Raw genomic sequence first — 18,583 nt, forward strand, 5'->3', positions numbered from 1 at the left:
TTAAACAATAAGGAAAGTTCATTTCGATGGTAAAATTTACGTTGTTTTGATGAACTAATTACTTGTCTAGACGCAAACTATCGCAGAAACGTTTTTTATATCAAAATAAAGTGTACCTTTGCACCCATTAAAAATCTCAGATGGAATCTATTAGAAATATTGCAATTATTGCCCACGTCGATCACGGTAAAACCACTTTGGTTGATAAAATTATGTATCACTGTCAGTTATTTCGTGACAACGAAAACACAGGTGATTTAATTCTTGATAATAACGATTTAGAGCGTGAGAGAGGTATTACTATTACTTCAAAAAACGTATCAGTTCAATATAAAGGAACAAAAATCAATATTATCGATACTCCTGGTCACGCCGATTTTGGAGGAGAAGTAGAACGTGTATTAAACATGGCCGATGGTGTATGTTTGCTAGTTGATGCTTTTGAAGGTCCAATGCCACAAACGCGTTTTGTATTACAAAAAGCTATTGATTTAGGTCTTAAGCCTTGTGTAGTTATCAATAAAGTTGATAAGGAAAACTGTACTCCTGAAGAAGTTCATGAGAAAGTTTTTGACTTAATGTTTGAATTAGGTGCTTCAGAAGAGCAATTAGATTTTCCAACTGTTTATGGTTCTGCTAAAAACAACTGGATGTCTGATCATTGGGAAAACGTAACTGATAATGTTGAAGCATTATTGGATATGGTTATCAAAAACGTACCGGCTCCTAAAGTATCTGAAGGAACACCACAAATGTTGATTACATCTTTAGATTTCTCTGCATTTACAGGTCGTATCGCTATTGGTCGTCTTGAAAGAGGTGTATTGACAGAAGGTATGCCAATTTCTTTGGTAAAAAGAGATGGTAAAGTTATAAAATCACGTATTAAAGAATTACATACTTTTGAAGGTTTAGGCCGTAAAAAAGTACAAGAAGTAATCGCTGGAGATATTTGTGCTATTATTGGAGTTGAAGGTTTTGAAATTGGAGATACAATCGCCGATTCTGAAAATCCTGAAGCTTTACAAACTATCGCAATTGATGAGCCTACAATGAGTATGTTGTTTACAATCAACGATTCACCATTCTTTGGTAAAGAGGGTAAATTTGTAACTTCTCGTCATATTAGAGAAAGATTGACAAAAGAATTAGAGAAAAACTTAGCTATGAAGTTAGGTGAAACTGATTCTGCTGATAAATTCATGGTTTTTGGTCGTGGAGTACTTCACTTATCTGTTCTTATTGAAACAATGAGAAGAGAAGGGTATGAGTTACAAATTGGTCAGCCACAAGTTATCATCAAAGAAATTGATGGTAAAAAATGTGAGCCAATTGAAGAATTGACAATCGATTTGCCAGAAAATCTTTCAGGAAGAGCAGTTGAATTCGTTACATTGCGTAAAGGAGAAATGCTTTCTATGGAAACTAAAGGGGAACGTATGATTGTGAAATTTAATATTCCATCTCGTGGAATTATTGGATTGCGTAATCAATTACTTACTGCAACAGCAGGTGAGGCTATTATGGCACACCGTTTTATAGGATATGAGCCATACAAAGGAGAAATTTCTGGACGTAACAAAGGTTCATTGATCTCTATGGAAAAAGGAAAAGCGATTCCTTATTCTATCGATAAATTACAAGATCGTGGTAAGTTTTTTGTTGAACCAAATGCTGAAATTTACGAAGGTCAGGTAATTGGAGAAAACTCTCGTGCCGATGATATGTGTGTAAACGTAACTAAAGAGAAAAAACAATCTAACGTTCGTTCTTCTGGAAATGATGAAAAAGCAAGAATCATCCCACCAATTATTTTCTCTCTTGAAGAAGCTTTAGAGTATATTCAAAAAGATGAATATGTAGAGGTTACACCAAAATCTATTCGTTTGAGAAAAATCTATTTGACAGAAACTGATAGAAAAAGATTTAAATTCTAATAAATTTAAATTTCAATATAAAAATCCCAAATTCCAATTAAGGAGTTTGGGATTTTTTTTGATCCCGTACTGATATTCGAGAATCTGTTATTAAATATTTAGAATTTTATAGCGATTATCTTTTTAAACTAAAATGACCTTTTACTTCCCGGTTATCTTCTAGTTTTAATGTATACCAATAATCATCTGCCGGAAGAGGATTTCCGGTAAATAGCCCGTCCCATCCTGGATCTAACGGACGAATTTGTTTTAATAATTTCCCGAAGCGGTCATAAATATAAATAGTGGCATTTTTATTTGTAGCAGTAAGTCCGCTAATATTCCAGTAATCATTATAACCATCGTTATTTGGCGTAAAAAATTTTGGAGCACCAATGACGGCAACTATCTTATTTGTTGTACCACAATTTTTTTTATCATTTACGTAAACTTCATGAATACCTGAAGTTATATTTTCGAAAACGTTTGACTCTTGATAAGGACCATTTGGTGTGTCAAGACTGTATACGTAATCTCCTTTTCCAACAATATTTATAGTTATTTTATTAGAATCGCCCATCATTAAATCTTCAATATCAATACTTAGAATTTTTGCAAGATTTGATGCAGTAACTTCAGTAGTCCTTGTTTTTGTGCAGTTTGATTTGTTTCTTACCGTCACTTCATAAATGCCGGTTTTATTTACTTCTAAACTTGAAGTAATTTTGTTTGGTATTTCTACACCATCTTTTTTCCATTGGTAAGTAAAATCACTGGACGAAGTAGTGCTATCTAATAATCCTGCTTCTAAAATTGTAGAATATGCCGGGTTATCTTCGCATACATTTGTAGTCGTATTTGTTTTAAGATTAGGAAGTCTGTTTACTTCTAATCTAATTTTGCTGATTGCATAACAATCATTTCCTTCTTCAATTCGGGCGAATACATCTTGATTATAGGGAGTTTCATTGTGATAAGATGCAGGATTTTGAATTGGGTTAAGTTCTAATAAGGCATCATTCTCGTTTGAGTAATATTTTAAAGTTTGGCTGGCCGGAATTGGTATGTTTGATTTTGTTAAATCGAAACTGTATAATCCGTCTTCAGTGCCATCATCGTCACAAGCAGGATCTAAGCTGTATACTGTTTCTGAAATTGCATTCATCTTCAATGTCAAATTATTAATGGTGGCGCAAGTAGTATTTTGATTTGTATTGCGTGCAAATATTGTTTGCGGATTACTGATATTTGTATACGTGGCGTTTAAAGGATTTTTATTGTCTAAAGCATCTTCATTACTTATATGATAAGTTGTTGTAACATCCGGACTCGTATTAAAAGCCGAATTAGCTTCATTTAAATTAAAAAGAGACAAACCTTTTGGGGATATTCCTGTTTCACATTGTACCAATGTGTAATTTATAATGTCAGGAAGAGGATTTATAATTAATTTAATTTCTTGTATAGAACGGCTTAGTTTCTCGCTAAAGGCTGCGATAAAGAGCGATTGTTCAAAAGGGATATTATTTATAAAATTATTTAATATTGGATTAGTATTGTTTTTTGCATCATTTTCTGAGAAATAATAATTAATGGTCAGGTTAGATACATTTTTATTATCAAAAATGGCAGCCGTAACTTTGTTTAAATCTATTTTTGTTTTTCCATCTTTACCATTTGCATCATTCTCATCACAGGTTTCGTATTTGTTTTTCGGGAAAATAACCTTGTCGCTAACTTTAATAGTAAAAGATGTCCAATTGTAACAATTAGTTATAGTGTTCGTAATTCGGGTAAAAATGATCTGCGTATTCTGAATGTTTTTATATTGCGTTGGATTTGCAATAGGGTTTAAATTTGTTATGGCATCATTAGAAGATAAATGAAAAGTTACTTTGACATCAGATTGTCCTCCAATTATTGTAGCGTTGTTCTTCGTTAAATCAAAAGTTAACGATTGATTTTCAGTCCCGCTGATATCTGCGTCTTCCATGTTAAGAGCAGTATGATTTAAGACATTCAGATCCGGAGGAGTATTAAAAGTTGCTGTTCCGAGCCAGTCCAGTGAAAAATTACTGGTTCCTATTGGTCTGTCAATGACAAGAAAATAAGATTCGCCGGGATTAACATTTATCCACTTAACATAGCCGTTCCCATTTTGTCCCGGACCTTGAGAGATATCTGTAGCTGTGCCGGTCATTCCGGTGTAATTATTACTAAGTTGTGCCTCTAACGGATTTGTGCTTGAGCATCTCAATACATTGCCAAGAGCGTTGCATGTTGCATTGGGTCCAAAGATTATAAAATCAAAATCTTCATTTAGATTTGTGCTGTCCGGTTTTAGAATAAACCCTAAAGTTCCTGCGGTTTTAATAGAAAGTTTTAGCCAAATGCTATTATTTTCACGTTGCATGCAACTGTTTGAAAAAGAAAACTCATTAACATTCCCGTATCCACTAACAGATAAACCCTGAAACCCTGAATTTCCGCAGACAGTAATTGCATCAGTGCAATCATTTTGTGCGTAAAAATGTATTGAAATAAAAAATAAAAAAAATGATAATTTAAATGGTCCCATCTTGTTAAGTAAGATGTAAATATAAGATAAATCAGTTATTTTTGGTTATTTGTAAAAAAATGTTTATTTCAATTCTTAATATTTTGCAGAATCAATATTTTTTAAAATCAAAAAAATTATCTTTTTAAACTAAAATGTCCTTTCACAGTCTTGCCGTCTACAAATTCTAAAGTAAACCAATAATCGTCTGCGGGTAACTGCTGGCCATTATAAAGACCATTCCAGCCACTGCTATTTTGATCCATCTGTTTTAAAAATTTGCCATAACGATCAAAAATATAGATTTTATAATCAGGAAGCTTATCTATGTTTGTGATAAGCCATAAATCATTATAGCCATCTCCGTTTGGAGTAAAAAACCTTGGATAGTCCAGAACATAAGTAATAAGTGAATTAGACAATCCACAACCATTTTTATCTCTCGCAATTGCATTATAGATTCCCGGTTTTACGTTAGTGAACAACGGATCATCCTGAAAAACATTTCCATCTAAAGAAAATTCGTAATTACCGCTTCCGGTATATTTTATTAAAACGGAGTTATCAACCCCTGAAAAATCTTTAACAACAGTTTCGGTTATTAAAGCAGGTTCAGATAAAGTTACTTTAAATTTTTTCGTTTTTTCACAACCGTTTACATCTGTTACAACTACGGAATAATCACCGGCAGAATTTACGGTGATGAAATTGGCAGTACTTCCTGTACTCCATAAATAACTGGTAAAACCTGTAGCAACAGTTAGTGTTGTATTTTCTCCTTTACATAAATATATTGATTCATCCTGAAAACTTGGAGGATCAAAAGTATTTACAACAAGAGTAATTGGAGTAATATCAAAACAATCGGCTCCGTTCGTGGCTTTAGCATAAATAATTTGGTTAAAAGCAACGGTATTTTTAAAGATGTTTGGTAGAACATTCATATCATTTAATGCGTCATTAGTATTTAAGTAATAATTAAAAACTAATCCTCCGGGTAAACCTGCTGAAATTTGTGGAGTAACTTCTGCACTAAAATCAAATTGATAAAAACCATCTTGTTTGTCATCTCCGTCGCAAGTCGCAATTGGATTTTGATCCGGAATTGCTGTGGTGGGAACTTGTAATTTTACTTCGGCAATTTTAAAACAGCCGTATTGGTTTTCAATTCTGGCGAAAAGAATTTGGTCAGGAATTTTATTTGTATAATTCTGAGGTGTTCCTATTAGATTTGTTTTTGCCTGAGCATCAATTAATGATTCATAATATCCTTTATTAAGGTTCTCTGCTACATTATTCTTGACGATATTGTCAACTTTTGTTAAATTAAAAACTGTAATTCCGTCTGTATCAGCATCACATTGTAGTAAGGTCGTATTAGTTGATAGAATTTCGGGAGCATACTCAATTTTAATTTGCCCGGATAATATACATGTTGTGCCTTTTACAGTGGCTTCTACTATGTAATTTCCGGCATCTGTAACCTCAAAAGTTGAATTTGTACCCAAAGTAACTGTAGGATCACTTTTTTTTGACCATTTAAAATTATAATCAGCAGCTGTTAGTTTGTCTAAAATAATCTTTTCTCCAAAACATGCAGGATTATTAGTAGCTATGGTACGATCTCCTCCAAGTACAATTTTTGAAGCAAAACTCCCGGCTTCAAGAAAAATAGCTGAATTTTGCAACTTAATCGTAGCATCACCAATTACCAATTTTACATGATATGTTTTTCCTGCAACCACTGTGCCTTCTGCGGTCATAACTACAGTTTGCCCAGCGTAATTTACCGGACTTGTACTGCCATTTGTTCCATTAAAATAATTTAGGTTTGAAGCCTCGCAGCCTGTGTAAGCAATGCCGCCCGGTCTTACTCCAGGTTCAATTTTTGGGCGAATATTTACAGAAGAAACGGGGGTATTTGTATTGGGTAATACGGCTAAATTTTTGTAAAGATCAGTAGTTCCGGTTTCTTTGATTAAAAAAGCAAATCCATCAGAATAGTCGCAAGGATAATTATATTGATATTCATTTGAAGCAAAAATATAATTGAAACTCAGGGAACTTGTGTAAGCTATAAAATCAAATTCTAAAACTGTAGTATTTACAGAAGTGATTCCCAGTATATCGTCCAGATCGCTATCACGTCCCCATCCAGTATTGTCATCCTGACCGTCGTTAGCATTGCTAACAAATGGTCCAACCGCACTTTGACTTGTTGACGTTAGTAATACTACGCCTTCCTCAAAAGGAAAACTGCTTCCATTTCTATTAAAATAAGCAAAACTTTGCTTCCCTGGCCTAAATGTATCTCCGTTGCCTGTTGAGTTTGAAACAGCAGCACAAGAGCTGTTTACTAAAGTATTCTCAATAAGCTGTTGGGGAGTTCTTGTATCATCTAAGGTAATATTTTGCGCATTCATCTTTACGGATGAACAGCAGAAAAACAAAACAAAGGAAAAAACTTTAAAATAATTCATAGCGTAGCAAATATACTATAAATCTCTATTTTTTAATAGTTTGTAAGAAAAGTAAATGAATAAAAATGTCCAGACCAAAACGATTAAAATCGAGAAATAATGTACACTATAATCTTTAGTATTTTCAACGCCCATTTGTGTGCCAATGGTTTTTATCAATTGTAATCTTGAAATAGGTTCAACAATTAAGTTTGACATTGCCTCTAAAGGAAGAAATTGTGTGATATATGAGCCTGTATTGCTATTTGGGAAGATTTTAAAAACTAAAAGACCTTTTATTATTGATTCGATAAATACCCAGACTAATAAAAAACCAAGTGCAAATGCAGATCTTTTGACTAAAATTCCCAGAAAAAGGCAAAAAGAAAAGAATCCTAATAATTTTACGAAAAAAGCCAACAGGTAGTCCAAATCACTGAAAATTATGCCAAATTCATTATAGGATGAAAAACACAATCCGAGGATTAAACTCATAATAAAAACGAAAACAGTAGAGACTAAAGAAAAAAGGACAACAGTTAGAAATTTAGATATAATAAATTCTTTTTTGCTTAAGCCATCAATTAGATTTTGTTTCAAAGTACCGTAGCTATATTCATTGGCCATCATGGATACAATAACTATGGCCAGAAAAAATTTAAGCACTGCTGCAAAATAAGTAGTAAAATGCCAGATAAACGGAAAATTAAAAATTCCCATTTCGGATGGGTCGATATGAATTGGTCCTATATCAAACTTTATTGAAGCAATTAATGCAATGAACGAAAGTAATATGAAATAAGTTAAAGTAAGGACACGGCTGGCTTTGTTTTTCCAGATTTTTTGTAATTCTATAGAGAGAAGTCTGTTCATGGCTTAGTTAGTTTTTGGTAGTGGTGTTTTTGGTTAATTCTAAAAATTGAGCTTCTAAACTGTTTTTACGTTTTACTAAATGATTTAATGTAATATTCTTAGAAAATAAAAACTGATTGAGTTCTGATGCTGATAAATCTGATTTTAAATAAACCAAAATTTTCCCGTCTTCTTCTGCAATTCTGTCTATTGCTGCGTGTGTTATCAGGATACTTTTTAGTGTAGTATTATCATCTGCCATAACTTCAAAAAAGCCTTCGTTTGCAGACATGGCATCTACTGAACCTGAGTAAAGAATTTCGCCTTTTCGTAAAACAATTACATGCGAGCAAACTTTTTCGACTTCATCTAATAAATGCGAAGCAAGTAAGATTGTAGTTCCCTGCGAAGCTATTTTTTTGATGATATCACGAATCTGATGAATTCCCTGAGGGTCTAAACCATTTGTAGGTTCGTCTAAAATCAAAATTTCGGGATCGTTTAAAAGGGCTGATGCAATCGCAAGACGTTGTTTCATTCCTAAAGAAAAAGTGCTGAATTTGCTCTCTTTTCTTTCGGTTAAACCTACTAAATCAAGTTTTTCGTTGATTTTAGCATAATTGATACTTTTTATTTTACAAACCAATTTCAGGTTTTCTTCGGCAGTCATGTACGGGTAAAAGTTAGGTCTTTCTATAATAGCCCCAACTTTTTTTAGGGCTTCGTGAGTCTGAACTTTTCCTCCAAACCAGCTGTAACTTCCTGATGTACGGTTTACAACATTTAAAACAATCCCTAACGTGGTCGATTTACCGCTTCCGTTTGGTCCTAAAATGCCATAAACGCGGCCTTTTTGTATTTCAAAAGAAACATTTTTTAAGGCTTGAATTCGCCCGTATCTTTTATGAAGATTCTCAATAGTAAGTATGGTTTCCAAATTTATTTCAGTTTTAGTTTTTAGTATGACGATTCAGTCTGTATATTGTTACGCTAAATTTTATTTAATGTAAATTTGTAATAAAGATATTCAAAATGAGTGAACCTTTAATGGTTTTAAAAAAACCATCTTATCCCTTAATACCATCGCTTTTAAGTTATTTAGAAAGATACGAGCGCATTTCGAAAGTGTCTGTCTTCTATGATGATTTATTGCGATTTTCAGGTTCTGTAAATGTATATGATAAAAATGAAACGGATACTTTGTGGATTAGGGTTTATTATAATGAATTCGAAAGAAGCGAAATTGACTTAAATCTGAAAAAAATCTATTCGCTTTTGCATTCTGACGGAAATAGCGAGATCATCCAGTTCCTGAATGTTGATGCGATTGATTATTGCACTTTTGGAAACTCAAAACCTTTTAGAATTAAAGTTCGAAATATTCTCAATGATAATTATGTTCATTTCTATATTAAAAAAGCTGATGCCTCGAGAATTTACGGACTGGAATTAGAGGATATTCTTTCGCCTGATAAAATTAACTTCTTGGTCTACAAAGACACTTTAATCGAGGAACATATTATAGGGATTCCGGGTGATGTTTTTATGGACACTTTGTTGCATAATTGCACCGAGACTGAAAAATCCCAGATTGCAAAAGAGTTCGTGAAGTTTAATGAACGTTGTATGATCAGACTTTTGGGCGATATGCGAGCTTATAATTATGTGATTGTGCCAATTCACGATTTTGATCAGGTAGTTTATAAAATTCGTCCAATTGATTTTGACCAACAATGTTACGAAGGGAATTTTAAAGTTTATCGTCCCCAGTTTTTCAAGGAAAATTATCCTATGATACAACTGATCAAAGAAAAATTAGAAGACCGATCTATTATTCAATACAAAGACGAAGAAAGAGCAATTCTTGCTAAACGTATTCATTCTGCAGAAAACAGAATCAAAAAACTATTGAATATAATGTGTCACGATACTATTTCGACCGAAGAGCATTTGAATCAACTAAAAATGGAATTGTACCGTTATACAAATGATATGAAGTTTAAAAATGCCAAATCAATGGGGCATATTATGTATGCAGCGTTTGAGTTTATCACGCGCAACTTTAAAAACACAAATTTGATTTAAAATTATTAACCATATAAGTTAAATAAGTTCATATCAACGTAATGTTTTTAAATTATATTATATGATTGAAAATAAAAATAATATTATGAAAAAGTTTTTTTTACTTGGGGTTTCTATTGCTTTACTGGCTTGTCAGCAACAATCAAATACTGATTTTAAGACACTTTATGCGCTTCCTAAAAAATTAAAGGAGGTTTCTGGAATTACCTATTTTCCAGAGACAAATTTAATTTATACTTTAGAAGACAGTGGAAATAAAAATGCAATCTACGCTATTAATTCAGAAGGTAAATTGGCTAAAACTATCACCATTTCTAACGCTACAAATGTAGATTGGGAGGATATTACAAAAGATAAAAGCGGCAATATCTATATTGGAGATTTTGGAAACAATGATAATGAACGCAAAGATTTGTGTATTTATAAAGTGAATAAAGACCAATTGAATAAAGATCTTGCTGTGGCCGAATATAAAATTTCTTTCTCATATCCGGAACAAACTGAATTTCCGCCAAAGAAAAAAGAAATGTTCTTTGATGTTGAAGGTTTTTTTGAACATGGAAATTATTTTTACCTTTTTACTAAAAACCGAAGCAAAGATTTTGACGGAACAGCTTTTGTTTATAAAATATTAAATGCTGCAGGAACTCAAAAAGCGACTAAAATTGGTGAATTTAAAACCTGTGATAATTACAGTCATTGTGTGTTAACCGGAGCAACAATTAGTCCTGATGGAAAAAAAGTAGTTTTATTAAGTCATGATAAGATTGTTTTATTTACTGGTTTCAAAGATGATTTGTTTCACAAAGGAACTCAAACAGAAATAAAACTAAATCACTATTCGCAAAAAGAAGCAGTTGTTTTTAAAGACAACAATACATTACTGATCGCCGACGAAAAAACAAAAAAAGTAGGAGGGAACGTTTACGAGTTTAAATTAAAGTAATTTAAGGTTCTGAGTTGCTAAGCTTCTAGTCATTAAGCTTTACAAAAAGAAGTTTCAACTGACAAAACAAATTAAGAATAAAAAAGTTTGGCACGAATTTCACGAATCTCCATAAATTATATATTAGTGAAATTCGTGGCTAAAATCTTTGCTGCTTTTACCCTAAGCTAAAAAAATACTTAGAAGCTTAACAGCTTAGCACCTCAGTACGTTACTAAAAGCTATATGCAGCTCCAAAAATCACCCTGCCTTCTTCGTCAGGAGATTTAAAATAAGATATTCTTGCTGTCAGAACATTGATAGCATTAATCCAAAGTCCGCCACCATAATCCTGGTGCCATTTTCTGGAACTTTCACCATCAAGCCATATTCTTCCATAGTCAAAACCACCAAGGATTCCGTAAGTCAAAGGCGCAATTGTTTTTTGTATTTTACCAATGCTCAGTCGTAAATCCGTACTTTGAGAAAAATACGAACTTCCTAAAAAGCGTTCATTTCTATAACCACGTAAATCAGTATCGCCGCCTAAAGTTGCCCCTTGGTAAAACTCATAGTTATTATTTAAAATAGCTTTTCCTTTTACGATAGAAGCCAGTACTAATTTGCCGTTATGGTCGATTTTATGCGTAAAACCTAAGTAGCTTTCTATAGTTGGAAAGTTTTGTTTAGAATCACTTAAATTCGCCATCCAGGCTGCGGAAACCATAAAAGCCATTCCTAATGTAGGTTTTGCAGCAAAGTCAGCATTTTTAAACGAATATTTAATTTTTGCCCCACCATATACCTGACTGTCAAAAACATTTGGGTTTATAATATTTGGTGCGTCAATAAACCTGTCCTTAGTTTCTTCGACCCTCATTTGTTGTAACATAGGCTGAAAGCTAAATTCGCTTCCGTATCTGCCAACATGCCTGATCGCTCCTGAAACATTAAATTTCTGAATACGAACACGGTTATAATCCATCCCAAAGGCATCAGTATTATTTACCGTTTCATTTCCATATCCAAAATAATTTATTGCAAAATTTGGAGTTGTATATTGAGAGTCAACATCAATAACCCATTTACCCAATAATCCCGGGAAATGTGCAGCATAATTAAATTCAAGACCTCCTGTTGCAAAATAATAGAATGCGTTTAAAACGTGTCTTTGTGTATAGGGATTCTGTTTGAAATTGTTAACGGTATAATTTAAATTTACACCCATTTTTACACCATCGTCAGGATTATAACCAATGTTTGGTAATCCTGATATCACATTATACTTTGGTTTTTCGTAATTGTATAAATTCACATCATAATCATCAGTCAATTCTGTTTTAGTCTTAGCGTCAAGATTATAAGTGTTTTGTTTTGATTTAAAATCATAGACAATAACTCTTTTTCCGTTTTCAATGTTGTAAGTATCATTGTTCTGACCACCAATTAAACGAATTTTAATTTTTGATTTATGATTCCCAACAACCTCAAATACATCATTGTCATCTAAACCATAAATCCATAAATTTTTAGTTTTGGCATCAGTCACTTTTTTAGTGTATACCAATTCATCACCGTCTTTTTTAATTCGGTATGCTTTGATTTCGATACTTTTATGAGCATCATGATTAATTATGAATTTATCTTTTTTATCTGTTCCCGCAAGCATTACAGTACGACTCAAAACATCAAAATATTTCGAAGCATATTTTTGAAGTTCCTTTTTTCTGTTTTTTAATTTTCGTTTGATATCTTCAATCGTTTCATCCTGAACTTCTTTTGGAAGGCTTTTAAATGCATTATCGATATCACTGTCTGATAAGTTTTCCTGAATATATTTCGCCTGGGCAATCCAGTCTTTTTCTTCGGCAGTTTTCAGGAAAGCCAAATCCATTGGATATGGTTCCCTGTTAAGCCATTTTACATTATCGATTTCTTTTTTGAAACTACGCATATGGCGAAGCGCAGGAATGTTCATTAACAACGAAAGCAAAGTTCCGTCATATTTTGAAAAAGCCTGATCACGATCACGCGGGATAGGTTTGTAAACTACCTTTCCCTCTTTTTTATATTCACCCCAACGCCACTGATCATCGTGTCTGTCCCAGTCGCCAATAAGCATATCAAATAAACGTGCTTTTATATATTCTTTTTCATCAACCGAGTATTTCTCGTCTTTATGAAGATTCTTCATCATATCACCGGTACTAATAATATTAGTCGGGTTGCCAAAATTTTTCGCATCCAGATGATTATCAGCCGGTCTTTCTTCAACCATATATAATTCATCTCCAAAATTCGAATTAAACTCTTTTAAGCCATTTTGTTTCGGAATATAATATAGAATGGGATTTGTGTGGGAAATTCCTAAATGATCAGCCAGATTCCCTATCACAAAAGGAGTATAAGGATGAGAAGTGGTGTAAAAATCCAAAAGGAAATTTTCGGCATATGTATCTTCAAAATCGTTAACAACATATTGATCTTTAAATGCAACAGATTGTAAAAATACGGTTGCACTTTTTTTCAATGCACGCATTACATATTCTCTCCCTTTAGGATCTGACATTCGTAAAGAAACTGACTGATGTCCTCCGCCTTCACGAATAGGCTTCAAACCACCCATTAATGTGTCTACGGTTGCAACTTTGGCTTCAATTGGTAAGCTGTAATATTTTCTGTAATGATTTCCGAATAAGAATTTATGAAAAATACTTTTCTGGGTCATTTTTTCAGAATAGATTGAAGTGGTAACCGTTGCAGGGAATTTATTATCGACTTTTGCAGCCCAATTAATTTCTTTTGCCTTAATGATTTCATGCTCAAAAAGCAGCTTTTCTTTGTTGTTTTCATTTCCGTAGAAAGACACTTTTGCATCACCGCTTTTAAATAAAGTCAATGTTGCATAACCATTTCCTCCATAAGAGAATTCAGTAGGATTTATAGCTCTGGCAGCTTCAGATTTTGATCCTGCACCACTAATAATTTGCTTAATGTTTTCCTTGTTAACATATTGCAGATTGTGATCGTGTCCGGAAACGACGATTACATTTTTCTGCTTTTGCAAAAGCGTTTTAATTCTCTTGGCATATATAGTGTATTGCTTGTTCTGAATATCCTGCGGACTTACTCCGGATGTTTTTCTCAATAAATTGATAAAAGAGCCAATTATGGGTAATGGTATTTTTTGTTCTAACGGAAACAATTGTTTCTCTAATGAGAATTGTCCGCCATGAGTTCCGTTACTCATCAAAGGATGATGAATAGCAAGAATAACTGTTTTTTCCTGATTTTTATTTAAAAGACTTTCTAATTCATCAAAAAAATCTTCTCTGGTTTTAATGTCGCAATTGTCATTAATTGTAGGATGATTATCCCAGTCTTCCAGAAACCACTCACTATCAACTGTAATTATGGTAGTGGTGCTGTCGATTTTGACATCTTCTATAGCACAACTTTTTCTTGGCAGGAATGATTTTTTATCATTTAGGTATTTCGTTACAAAATCAGCCTGGCGTTCAAGACCTTTGATACCGTTATACCAATCGTGATTTCCGGGAATAACGATTGTTTTTCCTCGATAACCTTCTGTTAATTTTAATTGGTTTGTCAATTTTGTTTCTGCCAAAGCCTTCTCTGAAGCATCATCATTAGCAGGAAAACCTTTAGGATATATATTATCTCCTAAAAATATCAAAGTCGATTTTTTGCTCGCTTTTTTTAATTTTTTATGCAACAATTCAAGTGTTTGCTGTGCTTGAAGTTCATCTGCATTTCCTGCATCGCCAACTAAATAAAGAGTATGGGCAATTTTTATAGTATCAGTTGCGTTTTCTGTCTCGTTAGCGCTCACATTTTTCCCGTATTGTGCTTTATGCGTCGCACAGGAATAGGCAAGTAATAATGTAACTATTGCTAAAGAACAGTTTTTAATTTTAGTAATAAAATGATTATCCAAAAACAATTTCATAATTTAGTGGTGTAAAAATATTCTCTATGAATTTAATAGAACAATCCGAAGATTTCGTCAGTAATTTACTCAAAGATAAACTTTCTAATTTATATTCTTATCATAATTTTAACCATACTTTATCGGTAGTAAATGCCGTAAAAGAGCTCTGTAAAAAAGAAGATGTTAAAGAAAATGATAAAGAAAAGCTTCTTGTTGCGGCTTGGTTTCATGACACCGGATATGTAGAAGGTTATGAAAATCATGAAGAAGAAAGTGTGAAAATTGCAACAGCTTTTTTGAAAGAAAAAGAGCAATCTGATGAGTTTATTGCAACCGTTTCCAGTTTAATTATGGCCACGGTAAAAGAGTATATTCCAAAAACTCATTTAGAAAAAATAATTAAAGATGCTGATTTTGCGCACCTTATGGGAAATGAATATGCAACTACTTGTGAGTTATTGCGTATTGAATTAAAAAATACCTGGAACTTAAATTTTTCGAATTCAGAATGGGCGAAAGAAAATTTAAACTTTTTAATGAACAAACATCGGTTCTATACTGATTATGCCTTGAGAAAATGGCAACCTTTAAAAGAGAAAAACTTACTACTTGTGCAAAAGAAAATTGAAAAGCAACAAAAGAAAGCGGCAGATAAAATCGAAGACGAAAATAAAAAGAAAGATAAAATAGAGAAACCGGATCGTGGCGTAGATACTTTGTTTCGTGTTACTCTGGGAAATCATACGCGATTAAGCGGAATTGCTGATAGTAAAGCGAATATTTTATTGTCTGTAAATGCAATTATTATTTCGATCGCACTTTCATCTATTATTCCAAAATTAGACAGTCCGAAGAATGCGCATTTGGTGATCCCAACATTTATAATGTTAATTTCTAGTGTCGTTACTATCATCTTTGCGATTCTTTCGACAAGACCAAAAGTTACGACGGGAGTTTTTACCCGAGAAGATATCGAGGCTAAAAAGATAAATTTATTATTTTTTGGGAATTTCTACAAAATGCCTTTAGAAGAGTATGACTGGGCAATGAATGAAATGATGAAAGATCGGGATTATTTATACTCAACCATGATCAAGGATTTATATTATCTGGGATTAGTGCTACAGCGTAAATATAATTTATTGCGTATTGCTTACAACTTTTTCATGATTGGAATCATTGTGACGGTTGTTGCTTTTGTAATCGCATTTAAAACTATTCAATAAGCTTAACTATAATTAGTTAAGCTCATCTAATAAGTCCTGATAAGTAATTTTTTGTTTTACCGGATTTGTATTGTTGTTAATCACTTTTACACGAATGGCCCTCAAGCCTGAAACACCCTGAAGATCTTCAACCTCAAATTGTTCAATTGATGGTTCAAGGATTTTTTTGTGCTGCAGATATTTGATGTATTTTAGATATTCTGCCTCTTCGCTATTTTGAGAGTAGACAATCGTAATCTTTTCTTTTTCTGTAATACGCTCTTTTGTGCCTTTAATATTCGATTTGTCAATACGTTTTTTTACCACTTCATATCGGGCATTATAAGTTCCGTCAACATCAAAACGTTTTTCGTCCATTCTAAAACGGATCGAAAGCGCAGCACTAAATACCAAAATCAATGAAGTTACATCCAACTCATACGGCAAAGATTCCTTAAGTTGATGATGCTCCAGTTCCATTTCGCATAAAGTCTGCAATTGCCACAAACGCAAGTTGTGCAAATACATGATATCAAAAGGTTTTGTAGGCGCAATAGAGGCTCCTATATATAAATTATGCTCAACACCATCGGTTTTAAAACGCTCATAATAGTGTGGATAAATTTGTTGTGCTTCGATTTGCTTTTTATCTAAAATAGTCGCCAGTCTTTTATTGATAATAGACATTGCATTATCAAATTTCTTTCTTTCCTGATAAAATAAGCCGCTTTTTTCGTCAAGACTTTCAAAATACTGACGCTCTAGTTTTTTACTCTTTTGAGTTTCGGGTGTGTTCTTTAAAAGAGGATGAATCTCTTCTTCGATATAACGTTGAATATACTGTTCTGTATCTGCTTTTAAAGGAGAATCTAAATCATTTCGAAAAGATTCCAATTCAAATTTTCTTTGCTCCAGAAGTACTAAGTTCGTATTAGGATCCTGAGATTCGAAAATCTTTAATAGAGCTGTTAATTGATTTTTAAGATCTTTTTTAACCGTTTCGTTTCTATGTTCAGAAGAGCCTTTGATGTCGATTTGGCCATATAAAGGATACACATTTTTAAAGACTATTTCTTTAAAAATATAATCTTTGGTATGGTTTGCATTCTGAAAATAATTTTGGGATTCTTTTTTGAATTTCCAATATACACTTGGATGAATTGTCGTGTATTCACGCTGAATAATAGATGCAATCTGATGCTGCATATCTGTATTATAGCGATCGATTGTATCTGTTAAGTAGGGAAGTACCAATTCGAGTTTTGTCGCGTTGACACTATTTAAGTCCATTACATTTTTAGAAACCAATTCAACAATCCCTAATAAATGATCGTCTTTGATAACAGGTGCAAAAACACAACTCTGAATGCCTTGTTTTAGTAAATGTTCGCCAAGTTTTTTATTAGATGATTGTTCAATGAATTTATTTACGTTAGAAATTATAAAAGGTTCTTTATTATCTAATAAATTCTCAAATGAACATCCGAAGAAAGCATTTTTGCAATCGACTTCCTGATCTTTTGAAAGCAGGAAACTCTGAAGCTGATTGTCGAATTTTATGGGTCTGATGAATTTTTCTTCTTCAGGATTATAGATGATAAAGCCTACTTTTAGATCAGGAATTTTAAATATTGATTTAAAAATATTGGTCACTATTTCATCAGTTGCCACTGATTGAGCATCTGGTTTGAGTAAATTGCTTTTTAAATTAGAAATGGCACTTTCAGTCGTTGCATCAAATAAAGAAACAATTCCGAATCCTTTTAAAGTCCAGCTTCCAGGTGGGAATTTCGATTTCCAAAGTTCAATATCTCCATAATTATCCATTAATAAATCAATATCATCCTGAGTAAGATCAAGAGAGTTTTCATTTGGAATAATTTCCATGAAATCTGCATTGTATAGAATACGATAGTGTTTTTCGACCCCGTCTTCATCCGGAATATCATAGAAAAAAGGTTTGTTGAAATCTATTTTTTGTTTGTAATACACGCCTAAAATTAGACAACAGTTATTAATATAAAATTGATGATCGTCGAAATCACGAATTTCCATATAGAATTCATCTCCGGCATTGCGAAGGATTTTTTTGAAACGATCTGTATAATTAAACGATATATTTTGAAAAGGAATCGTAACCGCTTTAATTTCATTATTAGTTAAAGCAGTCGGAAACAAATCTGCTAATAAATTTTTAATTAAAGCTTCATTGTTTTTAATAATCGAAAAATCCTGGATACCAGTTCTAAATTCAGGAATTGGTTCTATTTGTTTTAATAAGGCTGTGGCGTAGTTGGCTCGGTAATCAACATTTGATAAAGCAATTTCTTCTAGCGTTTCAATTAATTTATGAAATGAAATTATAGTTGTAAAGGGACTTTCTTTATATAAATGAATATCCATGTTCCGTTTTTTTTTAACTACAAAATTAAGCAAATATTAAGAATGTACACCAATTTATTATTTCTTTCGCTTATAGTTCCATAGATTTTAATCGCTTTAAATCAGTCTTTTCAGGAAGATGAATTATTTTGACTAATTATTTACTTTGATAAAGCATAAAACGATGAATTAAGTATGAATTAAAATAAAAAAACGGCAATTACAAATGAATGTAGTTGCCGTTTTTTGT

Annotated in this window: 10 protein-coding genes; 4 read left to right on the forward strand and 6 right to left on the reverse strand. The window is 32.7% G+C overall.

What is annotated here, in order from left to right:
• Window positions 1-140 precede the first annotated feature (140 nt).
• Window positions 141-1,937: a translational GTPase TypA gene (typA, locus tag ACQKCJ_RS07250; protein ID WP_271334356.1), complete on the forward strand. Its 1,797-nt coding sequence runs from the start codon at window positions 141-143 to the stop codon at window positions 1,935-1,937.
• A gap of 115 nt (window positions 1,938-2,052) precedes the next feature.
• Here the strand turns inward: typA and ACQKCJ_RS07255 are convergent, their stop codons facing one another.
• The 4 genes from ACQKCJ_RS07255 to ACQKCJ_RS07270 all read right to left on the reverse strand — a co-directional run bounded on the left by ACQKCJ_RS07255 (window position 2,053) and on the right by ACQKCJ_RS07270 (window position 8,721).
• Window positions 2,053-4,494, reverse strand: a complete 2,442-nt coding sequence (locus tag ACQKCJ_RS07255; RefSeq protein WP_427401688.1) for a T9SS type B sorting domain-containing protein — start codon at window positions 4,492-4,494, stop codon at window positions 2,053-2,055.
• Between the two features lie 116 nt (window positions 4,495-4,610).
• Window positions 4,611-6,896 carry a choice-of-anchor L domain-containing protein gene (locus ACQKCJ_RS07260; RefSeq protein ID WP_427401689.1) on the reverse strand — a complete coding sequence of 762 codons (2,286 nt, stop codon included), beginning with the start codon at window positions 6,894-6,896 and terminating at the stop codon, window positions 4,611-4,613.
• Between the two features lie 72 nt (window positions 6,897-6,968).
• The gene (locus ACQKCJ_RS07265) at window positions 6,969-7,805 is read right to left on the reverse strand and encodes an ABC transporter permease (RefSeq protein WP_427401690.1); all 837 of its coding nucleotides are present in this window, start codon (window positions 7,803-7,805) and stop codon (window positions 6,969-6,971) included.
• 7 nt (window positions 7,806-7,812) lie between these two features.
• Window positions 7,813-8,721, reverse strand: coding sequence for an ABC transporter ATP-binding protein (locus ACQKCJ_RS07270; protein ID WP_271334352.1), 909 nt, complete (start codon window positions 8,719-8,721; stop codon window positions 7,813-7,815).
• A gap of 95 nt (window positions 8,722-8,816) precedes the next feature.
• Here ACQKCJ_RS07270 and ACQKCJ_RS07275 point away from each other — a divergent pair, with 95 nt between their 5' ends.
• Together ACQKCJ_RS07275 and ACQKCJ_RS07280 are read left to right on the forward strand one after the other, a co-directional pair.
• The gene (locus ACQKCJ_RS07275) at window positions 8,817-9,869 is read left to right on the forward strand and encodes a hypothetical protein (protein ID WP_271334351.1); all 1,053 of its coding nucleotides are present in this window, start codon (window positions 8,817-8,819) and stop codon (window positions 9,867-9,869) included.
• An 85-nt stretch (window positions 9,870-9,954) separates the two neighbouring features.
• Complete coding sequence (locus ACQKCJ_RS07280) at window positions 9,955-10,815, forward strand: hypothetical protein (RefSeq protein ID WP_271334350.1); 861 nt, start codon at window positions 9,955-9,957, stop codon at window positions 10,813-10,815.
• 214 nt (window positions 10,816-11,029) lie between these two features.
• On the opposite strand, the gene ACQKCJ_RS07285 is transcribed toward ACQKCJ_RS07280, so the two are convergent.
• A complete protein-coding gene (locus tag ACQKCJ_RS07285) occupies window positions 11,030-14,764 on the reverse strand; it encodes a metallophosphoesterase (RefSeq protein WP_271334349.1) in 3,735 nt (1,244 codons plus the stop codon).
• Between the two features lie 26 nt (window positions 14,765-14,790).
• On the opposite strand from ACQKCJ_RS07285, the gene ACQKCJ_RS07290 reads away from it, so the two are divergent.
• Window positions 14,791-15,972 carry a Pycsar system effector family protein gene (locus ACQKCJ_RS07290; protein WP_271334348.1) on the forward strand — a complete coding sequence of 394 codons (1,182 nt, stop codon included), beginning with the start codon at window positions 14,791-14,793 and terminating at the stop codon, window positions 15,970-15,972.
• 12 nt (window positions 15,973-15,984) lie between these two features.
• Here ACQKCJ_RS07290 and ACQKCJ_RS07295 read toward each other — a convergent pair whose 3' ends face one another.
• Window positions 15,985-18,354 (reverse strand): GAF domain-containing protein, encoded by a 2,370-nt coding sequence (locus ACQKCJ_RS07295; RefSeq protein WP_271334347.1) that lies wholly within the window; start codon window positions 18,352-18,354, stop codon window positions 15,985-15,987.
• Window positions 18,355-18,583 lie beyond the last annotated feature (229 nt).

It is taken from the genome of Flavobacterium sp. NPDC079362, assembly GCF_050267765.1.
Taxonomy (GTDB): domain Bacteria; phylum Bacteroidota; class Bacteroidia; order Flavobacteriales; family Flavobacteriaceae; genus Flavobacterium; species Flavobacterium azizsancarii.